Source organism: Kluyvera sp. Awk 3, assembly GCF_028069715.1.
GTDB classification, from domain to species: Bacteria; Pseudomonadota; Gammaproteobacteria; order Enterobacterales; family Enterobacteriaceae; genus Kluyvera; species Kluyvera georgiana_A.
The window spans coordinates 48,022-71,973 of record NZ_JANEWH010000008.1; the positions used below are offsets into that span (position 1 = coordinate 48,022).

A 23,952-nucleotide genomic window follows, 5' to 3' on the forward strand; every position below is an offset into this window, starting at 1 on the left:
GTTAACAAGTGAGGTGAGCTATGGTCAGCGGATTTACTCAGGTCGTCGCCGTAATCGGACATCCCATTACCCAGGTGAAATCACCGGAAAACTTTAACCACTACTTTGCCAGTCAGCATCTGGACAAGGTCATGATCCCTGTCGATATCGCGCCGGAAGCGGTTGCTGACTATCTGAACGCTCTGCGCGGCTGGCACAACATGAGCGGCATTCTGGTTACCGTGCCCCATAAACAGCGCGTCGCTGGATTGCTGGATACCCTGACGCCCCGCGCCCGCCATCTGAATGCGGTTAACGTGGTGCGTAAGGTGGCGGACGGTCGTTTAGAAGGCGACATGTTAGACGGTGTCGGCTTCCAGCGCGCCGCACAGGCGCATGGATTCCAGCCTGCGGGCAAGCGCGCCCTGCTTTCCGGCTGTGGCGGCGTCGGTAGCGCCATCGCCTGGGGGCTATGTGAAGCGGGCATTCAAAGCCTGGCTCTCTACGATCGCGATGAGGCCAGCCGCCAGCGCCTGGAAAATCGCCTTGCCACCCACTTCCCAACCGTCCATCTCACCGCCCTGCCCGAATCACTGGCGGAGATCGATCTGCTGGTCAATGGTTCCCCGGCCGGCATGGCGGGCTTCGATCCGCTGCCGTTAGATCCGACGTTGCTTGAAACATTAACCGCCGCCACCCACGTCGCCGACGTCGTAACGGCCCCCGTCATCACCCCGCTACTGGCCTTCGCCAGCGAGCGCGGATGCCGCACGCAAACCGGCCCGGAAATGGCGCTGGCGCAGATGGAACTCATGGGGCAGTTCATCGGAGCTATGCCTTCATCGCATGAGGCCGCCGCATGAAAAGCTGGGATGTGATCGTCATCGGCAGCGGCGCGGCGGGGTTTGCCGCCGCCGTCACCGCCTGCTGCAAAGGGCTCTCCGTGCTGATGCTGGAAAAAGCGCCGCACTTTGGCGGCACCTCGGCAATTTCTGGCGGCGCGGTGTGGATTAACGACACCAATCAGGCCCGTGCGGCAGGAAAAAGCGGAGCGCCTGACGAGATGAAAACCTACCTGCGCACCATCATCGGTGAGGCCAATTATCGTCCTGAGATGGTTGATGCCTTCGTGAACGCAGGTCGCGAAGCGCTGGCTTTTCTCGAGCAGGAAGGCGCGGTGAAATATAGCCTGCGCCCGCTGTCGCCGGACTACTACCCGGATGAACCCGGCGCGGTCGACGTAGGCCGCGCGCTGGAAGTGGTGGAATATGATGGTCGCGAGTTGGGCGAGCATTTCACCGCCTTACGCTCACCGCCGCCGGGAATGCTGCTGTTCGGCGGCATGATGGTTAATCGCGTCGATATTCAGCATTTCCTCGATATGCGCCGCTCGTGGCGCTCGTTCCGCCACTGCACAAAACTGTTGTTGCGCTATGGTCGCGATCGTCTGCGTCATCATCGTGGTACCCGTCTGGCGATGGGTAACGCGCTGATTGCCCGTATGGCCGCGCTGGCGCTGCGCAAAGGGTTGACGCTGGAACTGAACGTCACGGTGAAATCGTTAATTGAACAGAACGGCCGCGTGACCGGCGTGGAAATTGCGCGCGACGGTAAATCACTGGCCCTGCACGCTCGCCGCGGCGTCGTGCTGGCTGCCGGTGGTTTCGCCGCCGGACGTATAGCGCCGCAGTTCCGTCCCGCCACCCAGCAGCACTACACCATGTCGCCCGCGACAAACGACGGGGCAGCGTTTCAGCTAGGGCTGGGCGTGGATGCCCGCCAGGGGGCCGACCTGCCATCGAACTTTTTCTGGGCACCGGTTTCCGTACTGCGCCGTCCGGACGGCAGCGAGGAGCGTTTCCCGCATCTGGTCACCGACCGCGCCAAGCCGGGTGTGATTGCCGTCAACCAGCGCGGTGTACGCTTCGTCAATGAGTCCAACTCCTACCATCATTTCGCCAGCGCCATGCAGCAGCAGCCGGAGAACGCGCCCTGCTATCTGCTATGCGATGCCCAGGCGATGAAGCGCTATGGACTGGGGCTGGCGCGTCCGGCACCGGTCAACAACGACGCGCTGGTGAGCGCCGGTTATCTGCATCAGGCGCAGAGTCTGGGCGAACTGGCGCAGCAGTTAGGCCTTGACCCGCAGCAGCTTGAACACACCGTCGCCCGCTATAACCGCGACGCCGCCAACGGCAGCGATCCGCAATTTCACAAGGGTGGAAACAGCTATAACCGCGCCATGGGCGATGCGGCGCACAGCCCAAACCCTTGCAACGCGCCGCTATTAAGCGCGCCGTTTTATGCCATCAAACTCTTTACCGGCGATTTAGGCACCTCGCGCGGGCTGGTCACCACCGCCGACGCGCAGGTGATTAACCAGCAGGGTCAGCCTATCGATGGGCTCTATGCCGTCGGCAACGATATGGATTCGATGATGGCAGGCACCTATCCCGGCCCTGGCATTACCCTTGGCCCGGCGCTCACGTTTGGCTATCTGGCCGCCCTGCATATGACTCAGACCTCACCCTACACTTCAGGAGAAACATCATGATCTACGAAAAACGTACTTACACCATCAATCCACTGAAGATGGCTGACTGGCTGGCGCTGTACAAAAGCGACGCCTACGCGGTGCAGACCGAGCATCTCGGCAAGCTGATTGGCTTCTTCTTCACCGAGATCGGCGTGGTGAATCAGGTCGTTCATATCTGGGCTTACGAAAGCCTGGACGACCGTCTGGTGCGCCGCGCGCGCATGGCGCAGGACGAGCGCTGGCTGACCTTTTCACGTAAAAATCGCGAGCTGGCAGCGGTTGAACGTCTGGAGTCGGTGCTGATGCGCCCGACCGATTTCTCTCCGCTGCAATAAGGAGTCGCGCATGAGCAGGCTCGTTGAGGTGGATATGCTGGTTATCGGCTCCGGCGCGGCGGGGCTGTCTGCCGCCGTAACCGCGGCGCTGCACGGCGCGCGGGTACTGGTCGCCGAAAAAGAGTCGACGATTGGCGGCACCAGCGCCTGGTCCGGCGGCTGGCTGTGGATCCCGCAAAATCCGCTCGCCCGCGAAGAAGGCATTATCGAGGATGACACCGCGCCGCTGGCCTATCTACAGGCCGAGATGGAGGGGCGTCCAGCCGATGCGCGTCTGCGGACTTTTTTGCGTTATGGGCCGGAGATGGTGGAATTTTTCCGCCGCCGTACCGCCGTGCAGTTCCTCTCCGGCAGCAAAATGCCGGACTTTCACAATAGCCGCGGCTCCGCCAACGGCGGTCGTTCGGTGACCGCCCAACCCTATGATGCTCGCGGGCTGGGCGACTGGCTGCACCGCCTGCGGCCGCCGCTGGAGACCATCAGCCTCGCCGGGATGGGCATCGCGGGAGGGACGGATATGGCGCACTTTTTTAACGCGACGCGCTCACCGCGTTCCGCGCTGTATGCCGCTCGGCGCCTTGCCCGTCACGGCTGGCAGCGACTGCGTTACGGGCGTGGTCGTCATCTGGTGAACGGCAACGCGCTGGTGGCGCGCCTGCTGCGTTCGGCGCTGGACGCCAACGTCCATTTTCAACTCAATGCGCCGGTGACGCGGTTATTACAGGACGCCAGCGGTGTCACTGGCGCCATTCTCTGTAGCGATGACGGCGAGATTCAGGTTAACGCTCGCGCGGTAGTGCTGGCCTGCGGCGGCTTTCCACATGACAAACAGCGCTTGGCCGAACAGGTGCCGCACGCGGCGCAGGGCTATGGTCACTTTTCCGCCGCGCCGCCGGGCAATCAGGGCGATGGCATTCGCCTTGGTGAAACAGTGGGCGGGCAGTTTGACGATTCACTTAAGCACCCGATGGCGTGGGCACCGGTCTCCCGCGTGTCACTGGCCAGTGGAATACAGCTGGCGTTTCCGCATCTTGTTGAACGTGCCAGGCCGGGGTTTATCGCGGTGCGCGATAACGGCAAACGCTTCGTCAATGAAGCCGACTCGTATCATGACTTTATCGCCGCGTTGCTCAAGGCGACGCCGGAGGGAGAAAAACCGACGGCATGGCTGATTGCCGACAGCCGCGCGCTGAACCGCTACGGCCTTGGCCACGCGCGCCCCACGCCATTCCCGGTGAAAGCCTGGCTGCGTACAGGCTACCTGCAAAGCGGCAACACGCTGGCGGAGCTGGCACAAAAATGCGGCATCGACGGCTCAGCGCTAAGCGATACCGTCGCTCGCTTTAACGGCTTTGCCCGTCAGGCTCGCGATGACGACTTCCAACGCGGCGCATCGGCCTACAACCTCGCACAGGGCGATGCCCGCCACCAGCCCAGCCCGACGCTGGGTGCGCTGGAACAGGCGCCGTTTTACGCAGTGCGAATCCTTCCCGGCTCGCTCGGTTCCTTCAGCGGACTGAAAACCGATGAACAGGCGCGCGTGCTGGACGCCGAACAACAGCCGATCCCTGGGCTGTTTGCCGTGGGTAACGATATGTCGAGCGTGATGCAGGGGTTCTACCCCAGCGGCGGCATCACGCTTGGCCCTGCCATGACCTTTGGTTATCTGGTGGGAAAAAACCTGGCCGCAAACATAACATCTTAAAAAAATTACGCATTTAGCCAGGGAAAGGCGCCAAACATAACAAAAATCTTACCTGCAACTGTACTGGAGTCTGTATGAATATGCGTTCCCTCTCGCTAGCAGCACTCACCGTGCTGGATGTTTCACCGCCGGAACAGGTGCGTATCGCCGCGCTCACCGGCTACAGCCACGTGGGCATTCGTCTGTTGCCCGCAACGCCTGATGACCCTGACTACGACATGCTCGGCGATACGCCGACGGTACGCGAAACCCTGGCCGCGCTACGCGATACCGGGATACGCGTTTCCGACGTGGAGATTGTGCGCCTGACGCCGGACTTCAACCTCGATGCGCTGCGTCCGTTCCTCGAAACCGCCGCCCGGCTGGAGGCTCAGCAGGTGCTGGTGGCCGGCAATGACGAAAACCTGCGCCGCTGCGCGGACAACCTTGCCCGGCTGGCGCAGGCCGGAGAAGCCTATGGCCTGACCATGAACCTGGAGCCGATGCCGTGGACCCATCTTCCCACGCTCGCCTCCGCGCAGAAGTTAATTGCCGCCAGCGGGCAGCACAACGTTGGCATCCTCGTCGATGCCATCCACTTCTGGCGCGCGGGTGAGTCACTGGACGCGTTGCGTGCGCTGGCGCCACAGCAACTGAACTACATGCAGCTGTGCGATGCCCCGGCGCGAATACCCACAGACACCGGAGAACTGATTTACCAGGCCCGCTGCGCACGCCGGGTACCAGGCGAAGGCGAACTGGATTTGCGCGGCCTGCTGGCGGCATTACCGCCCACGCTGCCGGTTTCGCTGGAAGTCCCGCTGGACGGGGCTCAGGGAGCTTTACCGGCACAACAACGCGCAGCGCTGCTGTTTAACGCGGCACAATCCTTCCTGTAAACAGGAGTACGCTATGTCACAGACACAACGCCTGGATGTCAGAGAGTTAATCAATTCCAACCCGCTCAGCCGCTATCAGAAGCTGGTTATTTTCCTTGGTTTTTGCGTCATCGCGCTGGACGGTTTCGATATCGCCATCATGGGTTTTATCGCCCCTACGCTCAAACAAGAGTGGGGCGTCAGCAACCACGAGCTGGGCTTTGTCATCAGTACCGCGCTGATTGGCCTTGCGCTGGGCGCACTTTTCTCCGGCCCGCTCGCAGATTGGCTGGGGCGCAAGAAAATCATCATCAACAGCGTCTTTTTCTTCGGTTTCTGGACCGTGGCGACGGCGTTTTCCCAGAACATTGAGCAGATGATCTTTTTCCGCTTTATGACCGGACTCGGACTGGGCGCGGCGATGCCAAACATGAGCACGCTGGTGTCGGAATACGCGCCTGAGCGCAAACGCTCGTTTATCATCACCGTCATTTTCTGCGGTTTCACCTTCGGTGCCGCCATTGGCGGGTTTGCCGCATCATGGCTCATCCCGCAGTTTGGCTGGCACTCGCTGATGGCGCTGGGCGGCATACTGCCGCTGCTGTTTGCCCCCATTCTTATCTGGAAACTGCCGGAGTCCGCGCGTTTTCTGGTGATCAAGCAGGCGCCTGCCGCGCGGATCCACGCCATCCTTCAGCGTTTCTACCCCGGCCAGGTGAGTGAAAACGTGCAATTTATTTTGCCGCAACAGCCGATCAAAAGCAGCGCCATGCGCATTGTGCTGTCGCGCGAGTACCTGTTCGGTTCGCTGATGCTGTGGTTGGTCTATTTCATGGGGCTGTTCCTGGTCTATATCCTCGGCAGTTGGTTGCCAACACTGGTAAAAGAGATTGGCCTGACCGTCAGTCAGGCCGCAATCATGACCGCCATTTATCAGGCAGGCGGCACCGTTGGTTCGCTGTTTGCCGGCTGGCTGATGGACCGAATTGATCCGCATCGGGCGCTGGGCGTCATTTTCGCCGTGGGCGGATTATTCACCATGGCGATTGGCTACGCGGGGGTGAATTTCCCGCTGCTGTGCCTGCTGGCCTTCGTTAGCGGCGCGTGTCTGAACGGCGCGAATACCGGGATGAACGCCCTTTCCGCTCGCTTCTATCCCACGCAGGCCCGCGCCACCGGATCCAGTTGGATGCACGGCGTTGGCCGCATCGGCGCCATTCTTAGCGCCTTCGCGGGTGCAGAAATGCTGGCTCTGGGGCTCGATTTTAAATCGGTGTTCCTGATCCTCGGCATTCCGGCGGCATTGACCGTCCTCGGTCTGGCCGCGAAAGGGTACTGGGCAGCAGGCCCGGTCGATGCTCGCTCATCTCTCCCTACCACGCTGCGGAGCCCATCATGAATCGTATTCGTCTTGCCGTTATTGGCGCTGGCGCCATCGGACGTAAACATATTGAGGTGATCAATCAAACGCCGCAGGCCGAGCTGGTCGCCCTGGCCGATCCATCGCCACAAGCGCAGGCGCTGGCAAAATCACTCGGCGTGGCGTGGTATGCCGACATCAACGATATGTTGGATCAGGCCAGGCCGCAGGGCGTGATTAACGCAACGCCGAACACTCTGCACGTGCCGTGCGCCATTGCCTGCGTGGAGCGGGGGATCCCGGTGCTGGTTGAGAAACCGGTCGCCGAATCTCCGGAGCGCGCGCGAGAACTGGTGGATGCGGCAACAAGGCACGGCGTCCCGGTGCTGGTCGGCCATCACCGTCGGCACAATGCGCTGACGGCGGCGGCAAAGTCGCTTATCGATAGCGGCGAATTGGGGCAGATTGTTGCCGTTTCGGCGCACTGGATCCTGCAAAAACCGGACGACTACTTCGATGTCGCCTGGCGACGGGAACCAGGGGCCGGGCCGCTGCTGGTGAATCTGGTGCACGATATCGATCTGTTGCGTTATCTGCTGGGCGAGATTGACGATGTGCAGGCGATGACCAGCAACGCCGGGCGCGGCTTCGCCAACGAAGACAGCGCGGTGGTCAACCTGCGCTTCGCCTGCGGCGCGCTGGGCAGCGCGGTGCTGAGCGACTGCGGCGTCAGCCCGTGGAGCTGGGAGATGAACTCGGCAGAGAACGCGGTCTACGCGCATACCCCGGAAAACTGCTATCTGATTTCCGGCAGCAAGGGGGCGCTGGCGATTCCACAGATGCGCTGGTGGCGCTACGGCGAGCAGAGCGGTTGGCACGCCCCGCTGTTGCAGGAGACGCTGGCCGTCGAGCCTATCGACCCGTTTATTTTGCAGCTGCATCATTTCCTGCAGGTGATTCGCGGTGAGGCCACGCCAATCATTGATGCGGCTGATGCGTTACGCTCGCTGGAAGTGATCGACGCGATCCGCCAGCAGGCGGCCTGATCGGAGACTGACCCGGCGGTTTCACGCCGTCGGGTTATCACTTATGCTGCTATTCCGCACAAATGATTCAATAATGTAATATTTGTTAATTAACCCTCTGTTTACCCTTCTCTCTCCCCGCACTACACTACTCCCAGCTTTTATATAGAGGTGGGAATGAACGATTACAAAATGACGCCGGGTGAGTTACGCGCCACCTGGGGTTTAGGGACCGTATTTTCTTTGCGTATGCTCGGTATGTTTATGGTCCTTCCGGTTCTGACCACATACGGCATGGCATTGCAGGGCGCCAGCGAGGCGTTGATTGGCCTGGCGATTGGCATTTATGGTCTGGCACAGGCGGTGTTTCAGATTCCCTTCGGGCTGATTTCGGACCGCGTTGGCCGCAAACCGCTGATCGTCGGTGGACTGGCGATTTTTGTTCTGGGCAGCGTGATTGCCGCGATGTCCGACTCCATCTGGGGGATTATTCTTGGCCGTGCCTTACAAGGCTCCGGGGCGATTGCCGCTGCGGTGATGGCGCTGCTTTCCGACCTCACCCGCGAACAAAACCGCACCAAAGCGATGGCGTTTATCGGCGTCAGCTTCGGTGTGACTTTCGCCATTGCGATGGTGCTGGGGCCGATTATTACGCATAAACTCGGTTTGCACGCGCTGTTCTGGATGATTGCCGGGCTGGCAACGCTGGGGATTCTGCTCACGCTGTGGGTGGTGCCGGACAGTAAAAATCACGTGCTCAACCGCGAGTCCGGCATGGTCAAAGGCTGCTTCAGCAAAGTGCTGATGGAGCCCAGGCTGCTGAAGCTCAACTTCGGCATCATGTGTCTACACATCCTGCTGATGTCCACCTTCGTCGCCCTGCCGGGGCAGTTAGAGTCGGCGGGTTTTCCGGCCGCTGAGCACTGGAAAATCTATCTGGTGACTATGGTGGTGTCGTTCATCGCGGTGGTGCCGTTTATCATCTACGCGGAAGTGAAGCGCCGCATGAAGCGCGTGTTCGTGCTGTGCATTGCCCTGCTGCTGATTGCTGAAATCGTGCTCTGGGGGTCCGGAAACTATTTCTGGGAACTGGTGGCGGGCGTGCAGATTTTCTTCCTCGCCTTTAACCTGATGGAAGCGCTGCTGCCGTCGCTTATCAGCAAAGAGGCGCCAGCGGGCTATAAAGGCACGGCAATGGGGATTTATTCCACCAGTCAGTTCCTGGGCGTCGCCATCGGCGGTTCGCTCGGCGGCTGGATTGACGGCCTGTTTGATTCACAAACGGTGTTCCTCGCCGGCGCGCTGCTGGCGACGGTCTGGCTGCTGGTCTCCATGACCATGCAGGAACCGCAGTACGTCAGCAGCCTGCGCGTCGAGATCCCAAAAGACGTTGCCGCGGACGATGCGCTACGTGAACGCCTGCTGGCGACGGACGGGGTGAAAGAGGTGCTGGTGGTGGCTGATGAGCACTCGGCCTACGTGAAAATCGACAGCAAAGTCACTAACCGCTTTGAAGTTGAACAGGTGATTGCCGCCCATTAAGCGGCATCGGCCCACACGGTGGTGTGGGCCGTACTTTCGCCGTTAGTCGCGGAAGTTTTTAAACTGGAACGGCTGGCCGAGATCGCCACCACGCACCAGCGCCATTACCGACTGTAAATCATCGCGGGATTTCCCGGTCACACGAATCTCTTCGCCCTGAATTTGCGCCTGCACCTTCAGCTTGCTGTCTTTAATCAGCTTGACGATTTTCTTCTGCACCGCGCTTTCGATGCCCTGCTTCAGCTTAGCTTCGACAAACCAGGTTTTACCGCTGTGGACAAACTCTTCCGGCACATCGAGAGATGCGCCTTCAATGCCGCGCTTCAGCAGCTTGGCGCGCAGAATATCCAGCAGCTGGTTCACCTGGAAATCAGACTCGCTCAGTACCTTAATGGTTTTATTGGCTTCATTCAGCTCAATTTTCGCTTCTACACCGCGAAAATCGAAACGCGATTCAACCTCACGGGCCGCGTTATCCACACCGTTGCGCGCTTCCTGAAGATCAACTTCAGAGACAATATCGAAAGATGGCATCTTTTCCCCTCCCTTAGTTTCTTTTGCGTTGCATAATACCTGCAACGCGGCATAACTCAACTTGTTATCCCCGGAAGCTCAGTGGATAGCGCTATACTCACACTCATTCGGGTCATCAGCGTGAAGTATGACATACCAGCAGCATCTGGTGTGGTAAGGAGGATGTTTGAAAATAACAGTATTGGGATGTGGCGCGCTGGGTCAGCTATGGATGACGGCGCTCTACAAAAAAGGATTTGAAGTACAAGGATGGCTACGTGTACCTCAGCCCTACTGTAGCGTCAATCTGATAGAGCTGGACGGCAGTGAGTTTAACCAATCGTTGACGGCCAACGATCCTGATTTTCTGGCGCAAAGCGATTTATTGCTGGTCACACTCAAGGCCTGGCAAGTCTCCGATGCGGTCAGAGCCCTGGCTTCACGTCTCCCGCAAACTACGCCTATTTTGCTGATTCATAACGGTATGGGAACATTGCTGGAGCTGAACGACCTCAAGCAGCCGATTCTGCTTGGCGCCACCACGCAGGCCGCACGGCGCGACGGGAACGTGATCATTCACGTGGCCAATGGCACTACCCATATTGGCCCAGCCAAACGCTACGACGCCGACTACAGCCAACTGGCGGAAACCCTGCAAAACGTCCTGCCGGACGTGGCCTGGCACGATAATATTCACTCCGCCATGTGGCGAAAACTGGCGGTCAACTGCGTGATTAATCCGCTTACCGCGCTGATGAACTGCCCGAACGGCGATCTGCGCGGCCATCAGGAGCAAATTGCCCTTATCTGTGAAGAGATTGCGCAGACCATGACGCGGGAAGGATTTCATACCTCTCCGGAAAGTCTGTTATTTTATGTGAACCAGGTGATTGACCTGACAGCAGAAAATATCTCATCGATGCTGCAGGACATCCGCGCGCTGCGCCATACGGAAATCGACTACATTACCGGTTTTCTGCTCAAGCGCGCGCGTGCGCACGGTATCCCCGTGCCGGAAAATACCCGCCTGTATGAACTGGTTAAACGTAAGGAGAGTGAATATGAGCGCGTCGGCACTGATTTGCCTCGCTCCTGGTAGTGAAGAGATGGAAGCCGTCACCACTATCGATTTATTAGTGCGTGGCGGTATTCAGGTCACCACCGCCAGCGTCGCCAGCGACGGCAACCTGACGATTACCTGCTCGCGCGGCGTGAAGCTACTGGCCGACGCCCCGCTGGTGGAAGTGGCGGACGGCGATTTCGATATCATTATCCTGCCTGGCGGCATTAAGGGCGCGGAGTGCTTTCGCGACAGCCCGCTGCTGGTCGAAACGGTGAGGCAGTTTCATCTCTCGGGGCGTATCGTTGCCGCTATCTGTGCGGCAGCGGCGACCGTCCTCGTGCCGCATGATATTTTCCCCATCGGCAATATGACCGGCTTCCCGGCGCTGAAAGATAAAATCCCGCCAGAGCAGTGGATGGATAAACGCGTCGCGTGGGATCCGCGCGTCAAGCTCCTCACCAGCCAGGGGCCAGGAACATCAATTGATTTTGGCCTGAAGATTATTGATCTGCTGGTCGGGCGCGAAAAGGCGTATGAAGTGGCGTCGCAGTTGGTAATGGCTGCGGGCATCTATAATTACTACGAAGCTTAATCAGCGGTCTGCCCGGCGGGCCGTCCTTTCGCCCCAACCGTGAGGGTTCGTAGTATGGCTGAACACGCGACCGATACCCGCGACTTATCCATTTCTCGTCTTCTGAACGCGCCCAGAGCCTTACTCTGGCGCGCCTGGACTGACCCGGAGCTGCTCAGCCAATGGTGGTGCCCCAAGCCCTGGACCACCGAGGTGCTCGCCTTTGACCTGCGCCCCGGCGGCGAATTTCATACGCTAATGCGCGGGCCTGATGGTGAAAGCAGCGATAATCCAGGCTGTTTTCTGGAAATCGTTCCGCAAGAAAGGTTGGTGATGACGACAATGCTGACCGCCGACTGGCGTCCGGCCACAACGCCGTTTGCCATGACGGTCATCGTCACCTTTGCCGATGAAGGTAGCGGCTGCCGCTATACCGCGCGGGTTCTGCATCCGGATGATGCCACGCGCGAACAGCATGAACAGATGGGGTTTTACGAAGGCTGGAATATCGTGATGACCCAGCTGGAAGCATTCGCCAATACGCTCAAGTAGCGCATTTGTCAGGCTGATATAAAAAACCCGGCCAGGCCGGGTTTTTCTTTTCGTTACGGACGATAAACCTTCACGTTTTCAAAGCCCTGCTCGCGCAGATACAGCGCCTGCAGGCGGCTCATCACGCCGCGCTCGCACCACAGCAGATAGGTTTTGCTGCGATCAAGGTCGCCAAACTGGGTGCTGAGTTTATAGAACGGCAGCGATGCCACTTCTACGCCCTCTACTTTCAGCGGTTTGTCGTCCTGCTCATCAACGGAGCGGATATCGAGAATCACGTCGTTGGCGCTAAAGCCGCTGACGGTTTCCACTTCCACCACCTCTTGCTGGGTCTGCTGGGCGATTTCGCGGATATCGACGTTGTTCGCTTCCGCCACCACTTTGTCGAGGATCGCAAAGTCGAAGTTCTCTTCTTCCGCTTCGATTTTCGCCTTCACCGCTTTGATGGTCGGGCTTTTTGAGATCACACCGCAGTATTCCGGCATGGTACGGGCAAAATCTTCGGTACCGATTTCACGCGCCAGATTGATGATGTGCTCTTTATCGTGCGAAATCAGCGGACGCAGAATCAGGGTGTCGGACACGTTGTCGATCAGACGCAGGTTGGTCAGCGTCTGGCTGGACACCTGGCCGAGCGCTTCGCCGGTCACCAGCGCCTGCACGCCGTAGCGTTCAGCCACTTTCGACGCCGCACGCACCATCATACGCTTGAGCACCACGCCCATCTGGCCGTCGTCGACTTTCTCGAGAATTTCGCCCACTACCGGTTCGAAGTTGATCGCCACAAAACGCACGCGATGCGAACTGCCGAAGCGGTTCCACAGGTAGTGCGCGACCTGACGAACGCCGATTTCATGCGCCGCGCCGCCAAGGTTAAAGAAGCAGTAGTGTACGCGGCAGCCGCGACGCATCAGCATATAGCTGGAAACGCCGGAGTCGAAACCACCGGAGATCAGCGACAGCACGTCTTCCTGGGTGCCAATCGGGAAACCGCCAATACCTTCATAACGCCCTTTAACCAGCAGCAGACGATCGTTCTCGATTTCGAGATTAACGGTCACGTCCGGGTCGGTCAGCTTCACGCGCGCCGTTTCAATATGCTGGTTCAGACCGCCGCCCACGTAACGCTCCACCTCAATGGAGGTGAATTCGTGCTTACCGCGGCGTTTTACGCGCACACAGAAGGTTTTGTTTTCCAGCGCTTCGCGCCACAGTGGCAGCGTCTGCTCGAAAATATCGTGCAGGGAGGTGAACGGCACGTCTTCCACTTCGAGGATATGGTGAATCCCCGGAATGCGCGTCAGCGCGTCGCGGATAACCAGACGCTGGTTCTCATCTTTTGCGCGAACTTCGATGTGATCCCAGTGACGAACGACGGCGAGCGTTTCATCGTAGTGTTTAAGAACGTTACGAATGTTCCCGGTTAAAATTTTAATAAAGCGCAAACGCACAGATTGGCTTTTGATGGTGATTTCCGGGAACAATTTAATGATAAACTTCATGGCGGCAATGGTTCGTTGGCAAGCCCGACGGGCTTTGAGCAAAAAGATGTATCGCAGCGTACCAGCGGTCGCTACGTCCAGGACGCGGAGTATATCATCATCCCGCTGACCATTGCGTGTTATTTGCTTCACACTCAGACTCCGTTACCATAGACGCAGTCGCGACATAACAAGAGCCAAACATTCACTATGCCAAAGAAAAATGCAGCCCCGGCCAGTTTCGAAACCGCGTTAACCGAGCTGGAGCAAATAGTTAATCGTCTGGAAAGCGGTTCTCTGCCGCTGGAAGAGGCGCTGAACGAATTCGAACGCGGCGTGCAGCTGGCACGTCAGGGGCAGAGCAAACTGCAGCAGGCGGAACAACGCGTGCAGATTCTGTTGGCCGATAACGAAGATTCTCCCTTAACACCTTTCACGCCGGACGCTGAATAAATGGATTTTTCGCAACAGCTGGATGCCTGCGTCACTCAGGCGAACGACGCGCTGCGCCGTTTTATCGCGCCGCTGCCGTTTCAGAACACTCCACTGGTCGAGGCGATGCAATATGGCGCACTCTTAGGCGGTAAACGCCTGCGCCCATTCCTGGTGTATGCCACCGGGCAGATGTTCGGCGTCAGCGTCGCCACGCTGGATGCGCCCGCAGCGGCGGTAGAGTGCATTCACGCCTATTCGCTGATGCACGACGACTTGCCGGCGATGGACGACGACGACCTGCGTCGCGGCCAGCCGACCTGCCATATTAAATTTGGCGAGGCGAGCGCAATTCTGGCCGGTGACGCGCTGCAAACGCTGGCGTTTTCTATACTCAGTGATGCGCCGATGGATAAGGTCTCCGACCGCGATCGCCTGGCGATGCTCTCCGAGCTGGCAACCGCCAGCGGCGTGACGGGCATGTGCGGTGGTCAGGCGCTGGATCTGGAAGCCGAAGGGCAACAGGTTAATCTGGAAATGCTGGAACGCATTCATCGCCACAAAACCGGCGCGTTGATTCGTGCTGCCGTGCGCCTGGGGGCGCTCAGCGCGGGTGAACAGGGGCGTCAGGCGCTGCCGCTGCTGGACAAATACGCCGAAAGCATCGGTCTGGCATTCCAGGTTCAGGATGACATTCTGGATGTGGTGGGGGATACTGCGACCCTCGGAAAGCGCCAGGGTGCCGACCAGCAGCTCGGCAAGAGCACCTATCCGGCACTACTGGGCCTTGAGCAAGCCCGGACCAAAGCCAGTGACCTCATCGCTGAGGCTCGCCAGTCGCTAGAGCAACTGGCCGCACAATCACTGGATACCACAGCACTGGAAGCGCTAGCGAACTACATCATCCTGCGCGACAAATAAACAATAAATGAGTCTCAGATGAGTTTTGATATTGCCAAATACCCGACCCTGGCGCTGGTCGATTCCACTCAGGAGTTGCGCCTGCTGCCAAAAGAGAGCCTGCCGAAGCTGTGTGACGAGCTACGTCGTTACCTGCTCGACAGCGTGAGCCGTTCCAGCGGACACTTCGCCTCCGGGCTTGGCACGGTGGAGCTCACCGTGGCGCTGCACTACGTCTATAACACGCCGTTCGACCAGCTTATCTGGGACGTCGGCCATCAGGCCTACCCACACAAAATTCTGACCGGCCGTCGCGACAAGATTGGCACCATCCGCCAGAAAGGCGGCCTGCATCCGTTCCCATGGCGCGGTGAGAGCGAATACGACGTGCTGAGCGTCGGCCACTCTTCCACCTCCATTTCCGCCGGTATTGGCATCGCGGTCGCGGCAGGCAGAGAGAACAAACAGCGTCGTACCGTCTGCGTGATTGGCGATGGCGCCATTACCGCCGGGATGGCGTTTGAAGCGATGAACCACGCAGGTGATATCAAGCCGGATATGCTGGTGGTGCTGAACGACAACGAAATGTCGATTTCCGAGAACGTCGGCGCGCTGAACAACCATCTGGCACAGCTGCTCTCCGGAAAGCTCTACTCCTCGCTGCGTGAAGGCGGTAAAAAAGTCTTCTCCGGCGTACCGCCGATTAAAGAGTTGCTCAAGCGTACCGAAGAACATATCAAAGGCATGGTGGTGCCGGGTACATTGTTTGAAGAGCTGGGCTTTAACTACATCGGGCCGGTGGACGGCCACGACGTACTGGGGCTGGTCAATACGCTGAAAAACATGCGCGACCTGAAAGGTCCGCAGTTCCTGCATATTATGACCAAGAAAGGTCGCGGCTATGAGCCCGCAGAGAAGGACCCGATTACCTTCCACGCGGTGCCGAAATTTGACCACACCAGCGGTAAGCTGCCCAAAAGCAGCGGCGGCCTGCCGTCATACTCCAAAATCTTCGGCGACTGGCTGTGTGAAACCGCAGCCAAAGACAGCAAGCTGATGGCGGTTACCCCCGCGATGCGCGAAGGCTCCGGTATGGTCGAGTTTTCGAAAAAGTATCCGGATCAATACTTTGACGTGGCGATCGCCGAGCAGCATGCGGTCACCTTCGCCGCCGGGCTGGCGATTGGCGGCAACAAACCTGTCGTAGCGATCTACTCCACTTTCCTGCAGCGCGCCTACGATCAGGTGATCCACGACGTGGCGATTCAGAAGCTGCCGGTCCTGTTTGCGATCGACCGTGCAGGCATCGTCGGCGCCGACGGGCAGACGCACCAGGGGGCGTTCGATCTCTCCTATCTGCGTTGCATTCCGGACATGGTTATCATGACGCCGAGCGATGAAAACGAGTGCCGCCAGATGCTGTATACCGGCTATCACTACGGCGACGGCCCAAGCGCGGTGCGCTATCCGCGCGGTTGCGGTACCGGCGCGGAGCTAAAACCGCTGGAGAAACTGCCGCTGGGTAAAGGGCTGGTGAAGCGTGAGGGCGAAAAGCTGGCGATCCTCAACTTCGGTACCCTGCTCGCGCAGGCTGAAGTGGTCGCCGCGAAGCTGAACGCCACCCTTGTCGACATGCGCTTTGTGAAGCCGCTGGATGAAAGCCTGATTCTGGAAATGGCCGCGCGTCACGAATCGCTGGTGACGCTGGAAGAAAACGCCATTATGGGCGGCGCGGGCAGCGGCGTGAACGAAGTGCTGATGGCGCATCGCAAACCGGTGCCGGTGCTCAATATCGGCCTGCCTGATTTCTTTATTCCTCAAGGTACTCAGGAAGAGATGCACGCCGAGCTGGGCCTCGACGCTGCGGGCATCGAAGCGAAGATCGCGGCCTGGCTAGCATAATCCTCCCCACGGCTCCTGCTATGCTTAAAGGTAAACCTCTTACCCGCTAGCAGGAGCTGAATCATGCAATACGATACGTTAGGACACACCGGCCTTCGGGTCTCTCGTCTTTGTCTGGGCTGTATGACGTTTGGCGAGCCGGATCGGGGTAAACACGCCTGGACGCTACCGGAAGACAGCAGCCGCCCGATTATTCAGCGCGCGCTGGAAGGCGGCATTAACTTTTTCGACACCGCCAATAGCTACTCTGACGGCAGCAGCGAAGAGATTGTTGGCCGCGCGCTGCGCGACTTCGCCCGCCGCGAGGACGTGGTGGTCGCCACCAAGGTCTACCATCAGGTTGGCGATCTTGAAGAAGGTCTCTCCCGCGCGCAAATTCTCCGCTCGATAGACGACAGTCTCCGCCGACTCGGCATGGAGTACGTCGACCTGCTGCAAATCCACCGCTGGGACTACCGCACCCCAATTGAAGAGACGCTTTCAGCACTGGACGAGGTGGTGAAATCCGGTAAAGCGCGCTTTATTGGCGCGTCTTCCATGCATGCCCGTCAGTTCGCCCACGCGCTGGCGCTACAGAAGGCCAACGGCTGGGCGCCATTTGTCACCATGCAGGATCACTACAACCTGATTTACCGGGAAGAAGAGCGCGATATGCTGCCGCTGTGCGTGCAGGAAGGCGTGGCTGTGATCCCATGGAGCCCGCTGGCGCGCGGACGCCTGACGCGACCGTGGGGTGAAACCACCGCACGGCTGGTGTCCGATGAGTTTGGTAAAAGCCTTTATAGCACTACCGAAGAGAACGATGAGCAGATTGCCGGTGAACTGGAACGCGTAGCCGAAGAGGTCGAGGCTAGCCGGGCGCAAACGGCGCTGGCGTGGCTGTTGAGCAAACCTGGCGTAGCGGCGCCGATTATCGGCGCATCGCGCGAGGATCAGTTGGATGAATTGTTGAACGCGGTGGATATTACGCTGACGCCAGAACAAATTGCGTCGCTGGAAGCGCCGTATCAGCCGCATCCGGTGGTCGGGTTTAAGTAAGGTGCCAGGATTCCCCTCACCCTAACCCTCTCCCCAAAGGGGCGAGGGGACTGTACGGTGCTAGTTTTTGACTATACCCAGCCGCACTGACTCGGTTTTCACCCTCTCCCTTCCAGGGAGAGGGCCGGGGTGAGGGTCATGCCCTCACAGGACGTGATGTCCCACCACATACAATATCGCGGCCGAAATGACCCCGGCGACGATGTCGTCGATCATAATCCCCATCCCGCCGTGGACGTTACGGTCAAACCAGCGGATCGGCCAGGGTTTCCACATATCAAAAATACGGAATACCACGAACCCCGCCAGCACCCATTGCCAGGTCATCGCCGGGATCGCCATCAGGGTAATCCACATCCCGATAAACTCATCCCACACGATACTGCCGTGATCGTGGGTGCCCATATCCCGCGCCGTGCGGCGGCAAATATAGACCCCAATACAGATACCGAACATCACCACCAGCGAATAAATTTGCAGCGGCAAAAACGTCAGCAGATACCAGAACGGAATGGCGGCAATCGAGCCCATCGTTCCCGGCACGATCGGGCTTAAGCCGCTGCCAAAGCCCGTTGCCAGCAGGTGCCACGGGTTGCGCAAGTTCAGGCGGCTTTTTGCGATATCATTCTTAGCCAAAGTGATCGTACCCCTTCCAGTCCAGCGTCACCGCCTTCCCATCTTGTGTGAAATGCATGCCTTCAACATCGGCGCTAATCTGCCCGATGCAGGTAAACGGTGTCCCCAGTTGGCCCAGCGCCACTTCCAGCGCGCCGCGATTCAGCTCCGGCACGGTAAAGCAGAGTTCATAATCTTCACCGCCGGAAAGCGCCCAGCGGCAGGCTTGCTCTGTGGAGACATGGCGCTTCAGCGCTTCAGAATACGGCATGGCATCCAAGTCGATCCGCGCGCCGAGACCGCCGCTTGCCTTAAGGATATGCCCCAAATCGGAAATCAGCCCGTCGGAAAGATCGATTGCTGAACTGGCCAGATCGCGCAACGCCTGCCCTTGCAGCACGCGCGGCGTTGGGCGCAGGTGACGCTGACGCAGATACGCCGCGTCTTCAGGGTTATCAATCACCAGCTGGTTGAGGATCAGCGCCAGCCCGGCGGCGCTATCGCCCGGCGTGCCGGTGACATAGATCCAGTCGCCCGGCTTCGCGCCCGAGCGCTTCAGCGCCCTGCCAACGGGTACGTAACCGTGAATACCCAGCGTCATTGACAGCGGCCCTTTGGTGGTGTCGCCGCCAATCAGCTGCATATCGTAGTAGCTTAACTGGTCAAACAGGCTGTCGCTGAATGCCTGCAGCCACTCTTCATCAACCGCGGGCAGGGTCAGCGCCAGCGTCAGCCACGCCGGATCCGCGCCCATTGCCGCGAGATCGCTCACGTTCACCGCCAGCGCTTTATAGGCCAGATCGGCCGGGTCGATATCAGGGAGAAAATGGTTGCCCGCCACCAGCGTGTCAGTGCTGATAGCCAGCGTCTGTTTTTCGGGAATATTGAGTAACGCGCAGTCGTCGCCGATTCCGGTGTCGACATCGAGACGGGCGTTTCGTACTCGGTCAAAATAACGGGCAATCAGGGAAAATTCGCCGCATGCCATACGTTATGCCTCAGCAGAAGGATAAAACAAGGCCGGGGGGATGGCGTTAAGCCACCCGCGCACCGGCCTGGAGATTACTTTTTGTGGGGACGAATAGCAGGAGCGGCTTTATCCAGCACGCCGTTGACAAACTTGTGGCTGTCTTCAGCGCCGAAGGTTTTCGCCAGCTCGATGGCTTCGTTGATGGCCACTTTGTACGGCACATCGTCACGTTTTGACAGTTCAAACAGTGCAATACGCAGTACGGCTTTTTCCACCTGGCCCAGCTCGTCGAGCAGACGGGACAGGTATGGCTTCATCAATCCGTCGAGGTACGCGCTGTTAGTCGCCACCCCGGACAGCAGTTCACGGAAGTACAGGACGTCAACGTCTTTTACGTCTTGTTCCGCCAGGAACTGGTATTCAACATCGGCGATGTCGTTCTGGGACAACTGCCAGGAGTAAAGCGCCTGGACGGCACACTCACGGGCGCGGCGACGAGCAGCAGGTTTCACGGATTTCCCCTTACAAAAATCAGGCCTTGATGGCTTTCAATACATTAATCATTTCAAGCGCGGTCAGTGCAGCTTCAGCACCTTTGTTACCGGCTTTTGTGCCAGCGCGTTCGATGGCTTGTTCAATACTTTCGGTGGTCAGAACACCAAAGGCTACCGGGATTTCGCTGTCCTGAGCGACGTGCGCCAGGCCATTGCTTGCCCCGCCAGCAACATATTCGAAGTGAGCAGTACCGCCACGGATAACCGTACCCAGCGCGATCACCGCATCGTATTTACCGGTTTTCGCCAGTGCGCCAGCCGCCAGAGGCAGTTCATAAGCACCTGGAACCCAAACAACGGTGATGTTTTCATCTTTAACCTGACCAATGCGCTTCAGGGCGTCGATAGCACCTTCCAGCAGGCTGTCATTGATAAAGTTGTTGAAACGCGCGATGGTGATGGCGACGCGAGCGTCCGGGGTAGCAACGTTAGCTTCAATAATGTTCATACTGTTCCTTTGGGTTCATTTGCCCCGCAGGGGGGCGGATTTTATCATAATATTCTGGGCGCTGCTTCCTCTAATTCGGAAAGCCTCACGCAGCCGTTAAATGCAGGCAGACATCCGGTCCAACCTGACGTATCTCGTTGAATTTGAAATGGGGGGCGTCAGCCAGTTTCTCAAGCCCCGGCAGCACACATAATCCGCGCGCATCACTTCCTAACAGTTTAGGCGCGATATAGACGATAAGCTCGTCCACCAGCCCCGCCTGAATCAGCGCGCCGGCAAGCGTTGGCCCCGCCTCCACCCAGATGCTGTTAATCTGCTGTTTGCCCAGTTGCATCATCAGCAGCACCAGATCGAGATGGCCGTTATGCTCCGGCACTTTCAGCGTCTGCACGCCTTCCGGCCAGACGCGGGTATCGTCTTCGGTACGTGCAAAGAGCGTTTCGCCCGGCTGATGCACGATGCGATGCTCCGGCGTCACGCGATTGCCGCTATCAATCACAATGCGCAGCGGCTGACGCAGATTTTCCTGCGGGTAGTTCGCCTGTGTTTCTGCGCTCAGTTCGTCCCAGCGCACGGTCAGCGCCGGGTCGTCGGCCAGCACCGTGGCGCTGCTGGTTAAAATAGCGTGGCTTTCGGCGCGCAGGCGCTGCACATCGCGACGCGCCTGTGGCGAGGTGATCCACTGGCTTTCACCGCTGGCCATCGCCGTACGCCCATCGAGCGATGCACCGAGTTTGAGCTGTACGTACGGGAAACCGGTACGCATCCGCTTGAGGAAGCCTTTGTTCAACGCTTCGGCCTCGCTCATCATCAACCCGTGGCTGACTTCAATACCCGCCTGCTGCAAGCGATAGAGACCACGGCCCGCCACCTGCGGGTTAGGATCCTGCATGGCGGCAACCACGCGCGAGACACCCGCGGCAATTAACGCATCGCAGCACGGCGGCGTACGGCCATGGTGACTGCACGGTTCCAGCGTGACGTAAGCAGTGGCGCCTTTGGCCTTTTCACCCGCCATACGCAGCGCGTGCACTTCGGCGTGCGGTTCACCGGCGCGATAGTGAAAACCTTCGCCGACGATTTCGCCCTGATTGACAATCACGCAGCCGACGCGTGGGTTGGGATGGGTGGTAAATCGCCCGCGCGCCGCCAGTTTAAGCGCGCGCGCCATGTACATTTCATCGTACATAGCTTAGTCCTGTAAGCGGGCGATCTCTTCGCCAAACTCTTTGATATCTTCAAAGCTGCGGTAGACAGAGGCAAAGCGAATATAGGCAACTTTATCCAGCTTTTTCAGCTGTTCCATCACCAGATTCCCCAGCAGTTTGCTCGGCACTTCGCGCTCGCCGGTGGCGCGCAGGTGCGATTTAATATGGTTAATCGCCATTTCTACGTCATCGGCGCTCACCGGGCGCTTTTCCAGCGCTCTCAGCATACCGCTGCGCAGTTTGTCTTCATTAAACGGTTCGCGCACGTCATTGCTTTTTACCACGCGCGGCATCACCAGCTCCGCGACCTCAAAGGTCGTGAAGCGTTCGTTGCACACCAGGCATTGCCGACGGCGGCGAACGGAGGAACCTTCTCCCACAAGACGGGAGTCAATCACTTTAGTGTCTACGGCGAAACAGAATGGGCAGTGCATACGACGTCCTGACGATGAGGGTGAGTGTAATGAAATCTATTTTACCCTGAACTGCGAAGACAACAAAGGCGGCATGTTTTTGAGACAATGGATCGATGCCATCAGCTCTATTGCACGCTACCATTGCGTTATCCCGAAGAGAAGGAACAGACAGAATGACAAGACGTTACCTAAGAATTGCCCTGCTGGGAAGCCTCGTCAGCCTGAGCGCCTGCGCGCAGCAGTCGGAAGTGAAACAAATGCATCAAAGCATTAGCGCGCTGAGCAGCGAGATGACGCAGCTTAACAAAGAAACGGTGAAAATCACTCAGCAAAATGCGCTGAACGCCAAATCGACGAAGGGCGCCTATCTGCTGCCGGGGGCCAATACCCCTGCCCGTCTGAATAGCCAGATAGGCACGTTGCGCATGTCATTGCGTAACGTTGCCGCCAACGCTCAAGGGACGGCGCTTACGTTGCGCATCTCCGGTGAGTCCAACGATCCGCTTCCGGCTTTCACCGGCACCGTGGAATGGGGACAGATCCAGGGCACCACCGAGCAGTATCAGGAAGTGAACGTGCAAAATCAGCTGTTCTCCGCCCCGGCCAGCGTGCTGGCGCCAAGCGACGTCGATATTCCGCTGCAGCTTAACGGCGTCACGCCGGAGCAACTGGGCTTTGTCCGCATCCACGACGTTCAGCCCGCCAACGCGCAGTAATCTCGCTAATCGGCACTGTGACATGCAGTGCCGCCCTTCCCCCTATGCTCCCTCTATTGACCACATTTCCTGTATGTAAACATTTGCAATAATTCACCCCATCAGTACAATCGCCGCGTCTAAACTACGCAAACGTGAACGCAATCGATTACGCGTTTGAAAAATGTGTGAAGTGTGACTGATTTTCGTGAGCAAGGATTCATATAATAGGCTCGCAGAAACACGAAACATTTAGAAAAACTTCGGTGATAAAAATCACTCTCTTTCGAATTTTTTTATTAGTGGCATAAATATGAAAAAAACATTACTGGCAGCCGGTGCCGCGCTGGCGCTCTCCGCATCTTTCACTGCTAACGCAGCAGGCGACTCTCAGCCGCAGTATGTCTCTGACTGGTGGCACCAGAGCGTAAACGTGGTAGGCAGCTATCACACCCGCTTCTCTCCGAAGCTGAACAACGACGTCTACCTCGAGTATGAAGCGTTTGCGAAGAAAGATTGGTTAGACTTCTATGGCTACATCGATATTCCGAAGACCTTCGACTGGGGTAACGGTAACGATAAAGGCGTCTGGTCTGACGGTTCCCCGATGTTTATGGAAATCGAACCACGCTTCTCTATTGATAAGCTGACCGGCGCAGATCTGAGCTTCGGCCCGTTCAAAGAGTGGTACTTCGCGAACAACTATATCTACGATATGGGTGACAACAAAGCCAGCCGCCAGAGCACCTGGTATATGGGTCTGGGTACCGATATCGATACCGGCCTGCCGATGGGCCTGTCTCTGAACGTGTATGCGAAATATCAGTGGCAGAACTACGGCGCCGCGAACGAAAACGAGTGGGATGGCTACCGCTTCAAAGTGAAATACTTTGTGCCAATCAGCGATCTGTGGGGCGGTAAGCTGAGCTATATCGGCTTCACCAACTTCGACTGGGGTTCAGATCTCGGCGACGAACCAAACCGCACCAGCAACTCCATCGCCTCCAGCCACATTCTGGCGCTGAACTACGATCACTGGCACTACTCTGTCGTTGCCCGTTACTTCCATAACGGCGGCCAGTGGCAAGGTGGTTCGAAAATGAACTGGGGCGAAGGTGATTTCAACGGTCAATCGACCGGTTGGGGTGGCTACCTGGTTGTGGGTTACAACTTCTAAGTTTTGCCTTACCGCACGGCTATGCTGTGCGGTAAGTTTTTCCACGCACGCTCGTCAATAATATTACTTCGCTTTTAT

Annotated in this window: 25 protein-coding genes; 17 read left to right on the forward strand and 8 right to left on the reverse strand. The window is 58.2% G+C overall.

Going from position 1 to position 23,952, the window contains the following annotated elements:
- Window positions 1–20: 20 nt before the first annotated feature.
- From NNN71_RS03505 to NNN71_RS03540, 8 genes are all read left to right on the forward strand, one after another.
- Window positions 21–842, forward strand: a complete 822-nt coding sequence (locus tag NNN71_RS03505; RefSeq protein WP_271457886.1) for a shikimate dehydrogenase family protein — start codon at window positions 21–23, stop codon at window positions 840–842.
- A complete protein-coding gene (locus NNN71_RS03510; RefSeq protein WP_271457887.1) occupies window positions 839–2,533 on the forward strand; it encodes an FAD-dependent oxidoreductase in 1,695 nt (564 codons plus the stop codon). The genes NNN71_RS03505 and NNN71_RS03510 overlap by 4 nt, the downstream gene beginning before the upstream one ends.
- A complete protein-coding gene (locus NNN71_RS03515; RefSeq protein WP_064547897.1) occupies window positions 2,530–2,850 on the forward strand; it encodes an NIPSNAP family protein in 321 nt (106 codons plus the stop codon). The genes NNN71_RS03510 and NNN71_RS03515 overlap by 4 nt, the downstream gene beginning before the upstream one ends.
- A 10-nt stretch (window positions 2,851–2,860) precedes the next feature.
- The gene (locus tag NNN71_RS03520; RefSeq protein WP_271457888.1) at window positions 2,861–4,555 is read left to right on the forward strand and encodes an FAD-dependent oxidoreductase; all 1,695 of its coding nucleotides are present in this window, start codon (window positions 2,861–2,863) and stop codon (window positions 4,553–4,555) included.
- Window positions 4,556–4,629: 74 nt separating this feature from the next.
- On the forward strand, window positions 4,630–5,433 hold the full coding sequence (locus NNN71_RS03525; RefSeq protein WP_271457889.1) for a sugar phosphate isomerase/epimerase family protein: 804 nt from the start codon (window positions 4,630–4,632) through the stop codon (window positions 5,431–5,433).
- A 13-nt stretch (window positions 5,434–5,446) separates the two neighbouring features.
- Window positions 5,447–6,811 (forward strand): MFS transporter, encoded by a 1,365-nt coding sequence (locus tag NNN71_RS03530; protein WP_167576501.1) that lies wholly within the window; start codon window positions 5,447–5,449, stop codon window positions 6,809–6,811.
- The gene (locus NNN71_RS03535; protein ID WP_271457890.1) at window positions 6,808–7,818 is read left to right on the forward strand and encodes a Gfo/Idh/MocA family protein; all 1,011 of its coding nucleotides are present in this window, start codon (window positions 6,808–6,810) and stop codon (window positions 7,816–7,818) included. The genes NNN71_RS03530 and NNN71_RS03535 overlap by 4 nt, the downstream gene beginning before the upstream one ends.
- A 156-nt stretch (window positions 7,819–7,974) precedes the next feature.
- On the forward strand, window positions 7,975–9,339 hold the full coding sequence (locus NNN71_RS03540) for an MFS transporter (protein WP_167576502.1): 1,365 nt from the start codon (window positions 7,975–7,977) through the stop codon (window positions 9,337–9,339).
- Between the two features lie 42 nt (window positions 9,340–9,381).
- Here the strand turns inward: NNN71_RS03540 and NNN71_RS03545 are convergent, their stop codons facing one another.
- A complete protein-coding gene (locus tag NNN71_RS03545; protein ID WP_064547885.1) occupies window positions 9,382–9,873 on the reverse strand; it encodes a YajQ family cyclic di-GMP-binding protein in 492 nt (163 codons plus the stop codon).
- Between the two features lie 166 nt (window positions 9,874–10,039).
- Between NNN71_RS03545 and panE the strand changes: the two genes are divergently transcribed.
- The 3 genes from panE to NNN71_RS03560 are packed head-to-tail and all read left to right on the forward strand — an operon-like array spanning window position 10,040 to window position 12,038.
- Entirely contained in the window at window positions 10,040–10,951 is a 912-nt protein-coding gene (panE, locus tag NNN71_RS03550; RefSeq protein WP_271457891.1) for a 2-dehydropantoate 2-reductase, read from the forward strand.
- The gene (gene yajL, locus NNN71_RS03555; protein WP_163445915.1) at window positions 10,914–11,507 is read left to right on the forward strand and encodes a protein deglycase YajL; all 594 of its coding nucleotides are present in this window, start codon (window positions 10,914–10,916) and stop codon (window positions 11,505–11,507) included. The genes panE and yajL overlap by 38 nt, the downstream gene beginning before the upstream one ends.
- A gap of 54 nt (window positions 11,508–11,561) precedes the next feature.
- Window positions 11,562–12,038: an SRPBCC family protein gene (locus NNN71_RS03560; RefSeq protein WP_271457892.1), complete on the forward strand. Its 477-nt coding sequence runs from the start codon at window positions 11,562–11,564 to the stop codon at window positions 12,036–12,038.
- 53 nt (window positions 12,039–12,091) lie between these two features.
- On the opposite strand, the gene thiI is transcribed toward NNN71_RS03560, so the two are convergent.
- Window positions 12,092–13,540 carry a tRNA uracil 4-sulfurtransferase ThiI gene (gene thiI, locus NNN71_RS03565; protein WP_064547879.1) on the reverse strand — a complete coding sequence of 483 codons (1,449 nt, stop codon included), beginning with the start codon at window positions 13,538–13,540 and terminating at the stop codon, window positions 12,092–12,094.
- 189 nt (window positions 13,541–13,729) lie between these two features.
- Between thiI and xseB the strand changes: the two genes are divergently transcribed.
- From xseB to NNN71_RS03585, 4 genes are all read left to right on the forward strand, one after another.
- On the forward strand, window positions 13,730–13,972 hold the full coding sequence (xseB, locus tag NNN71_RS03570; protein WP_163445913.1) for an exodeoxyribonuclease VII small subunit: 243 nt from the start codon (window positions 13,730–13,732) through the stop codon (window positions 13,970–13,972).
- A complete protein-coding gene (gene ispA / locus NNN71_RS03575; protein ID WP_271457893.1) occupies window positions 13,973–14,872 on the forward strand; it encodes a (2E,6E)-farnesyl diphosphate synthase in 900 nt (299 codons plus the stop codon). It abuts the gene before it with no gap.
- A gap of 18 nt (window positions 14,873–14,890) precedes the next feature.
- Entirely contained in the window at window positions 14,891–16,753 is a 1,863-nt protein-coding gene (gene dxs / locus NNN71_RS03580; RefSeq protein WP_163445911.1) for a 1-deoxy-D-xylulose-5-phosphate synthase, read from the forward strand.
- A 63-nt stretch (window positions 16,754–16,816) separates the two neighbouring features.
- On the forward strand, window positions 16,817–17,791 hold the full coding sequence (locus tag NNN71_RS03585) for an aldo/keto reductase (RefSeq protein WP_271457894.1): 975 nt from the start codon (window positions 16,817–16,819) through the stop codon (window positions 17,789–17,791).
- A 144-nt stretch (window positions 17,792–17,935) separates the two neighbouring features.
- Here NNN71_RS03585 and pgpA read toward each other — a convergent pair whose 3' ends face one another.
- From pgpA to nrdR, 6 genes are all read right to left on the reverse strand, one after another.
- Window positions 17,936–18,427, reverse strand: a complete 492-nt coding sequence (gene pgpA / locus NNN71_RS03590; protein ID WP_223804031.1) for a phosphatidylglycerophosphatase A — start codon at window positions 18,425–18,427, stop codon at window positions 17,936–17,938.
- Window positions 18,420–19,394, reverse strand: a complete 975-nt coding sequence (gene thiL / locus NNN71_RS03595; protein WP_167576510.1) for a thiamine-phosphate kinase — start codon at window positions 19,392–19,394, stop codon at window positions 18,420–18,422. Before thiL ends, pgpA begins: the two co-directional genes overlap by 8 nt.
- Window positions 19,395–19,468: 74 nt before the next feature.
- Window positions 19,469–19,888 (reverse strand): transcription antitermination factor NusB, encoded by a 420-nt coding sequence (gene nusB / locus NNN71_RS03600; RefSeq protein ID WP_064547866.1) that lies wholly within the window; start codon window positions 19,886–19,888, stop codon window positions 19,469–19,471.
- Window positions 19,889–19,907: 19 nt separating this feature from the next.
- Window positions 19,908–20,378: a 6,7-dimethyl-8-ribityllumazine synthase gene (ribH, locus tag NNN71_RS03605; RefSeq protein WP_001021161.1), complete on the reverse strand. Its 471-nt coding sequence runs from the start codon at window positions 20,376–20,378 to the stop codon at window positions 19,908–19,910.
- Between the two features lie 85 nt (window positions 20,379–20,463).
- Window positions 20,464–21,567 (reverse strand): bifunctional diaminohydroxyphosphoribosylaminopyrimidine deaminase/5-amino-6-(5-phosphoribosylamino)uracil reductase RibD, encoded by a 1,104-nt coding sequence (ribD, locus tag NNN71_RS03610; RefSeq protein ID WP_271457895.1) that lies wholly within the window; start codon window positions 21,565–21,567, stop codon window positions 20,464–20,466.
- Between the two features lie 3 nt (window positions 21,568–21,570).
- Window positions 21,571–22,020, reverse strand: a complete 450-nt coding sequence (gene nrdR, locus NNN71_RS03615) for a transcriptional regulator NrdR (protein ID WP_061282153.1) — start codon at window positions 22,018–22,020, stop codon at window positions 21,571–21,573.
- 155 nt (window positions 22,021–22,175) lie between these two features.
- On the opposite strand from nrdR, the gene NNN71_RS03620 reads away from it, so the two are divergent.
- Both NNN71_RS03620 and NNN71_RS03625 read left to right on the forward strand, forming a co-directional pair.
- Window positions 22,176–22,718 (forward strand): DUF3251 domain-containing protein, encoded by a 543-nt coding sequence (locus tag NNN71_RS03620; protein ID WP_223804029.1) that lies wholly within the window; start codon window positions 22,176–22,178, stop codon window positions 22,716–22,718.
- 292 nt (window positions 22,719–23,010) lie between these two features.
- The gene (locus tag NNN71_RS03625) at window positions 23,011–23,874 is read left to right on the forward strand and encodes a nucleoside-specific channel-forming protein Tsx (RefSeq protein ID WP_163445906.1); all 864 of its coding nucleotides are present in this window, start codon (window positions 23,011–23,013) and stop codon (window positions 23,872–23,874) included.
- The last annotated feature ends 78 nt before the right edge of the window (window positions 23,875–23,952 follow it).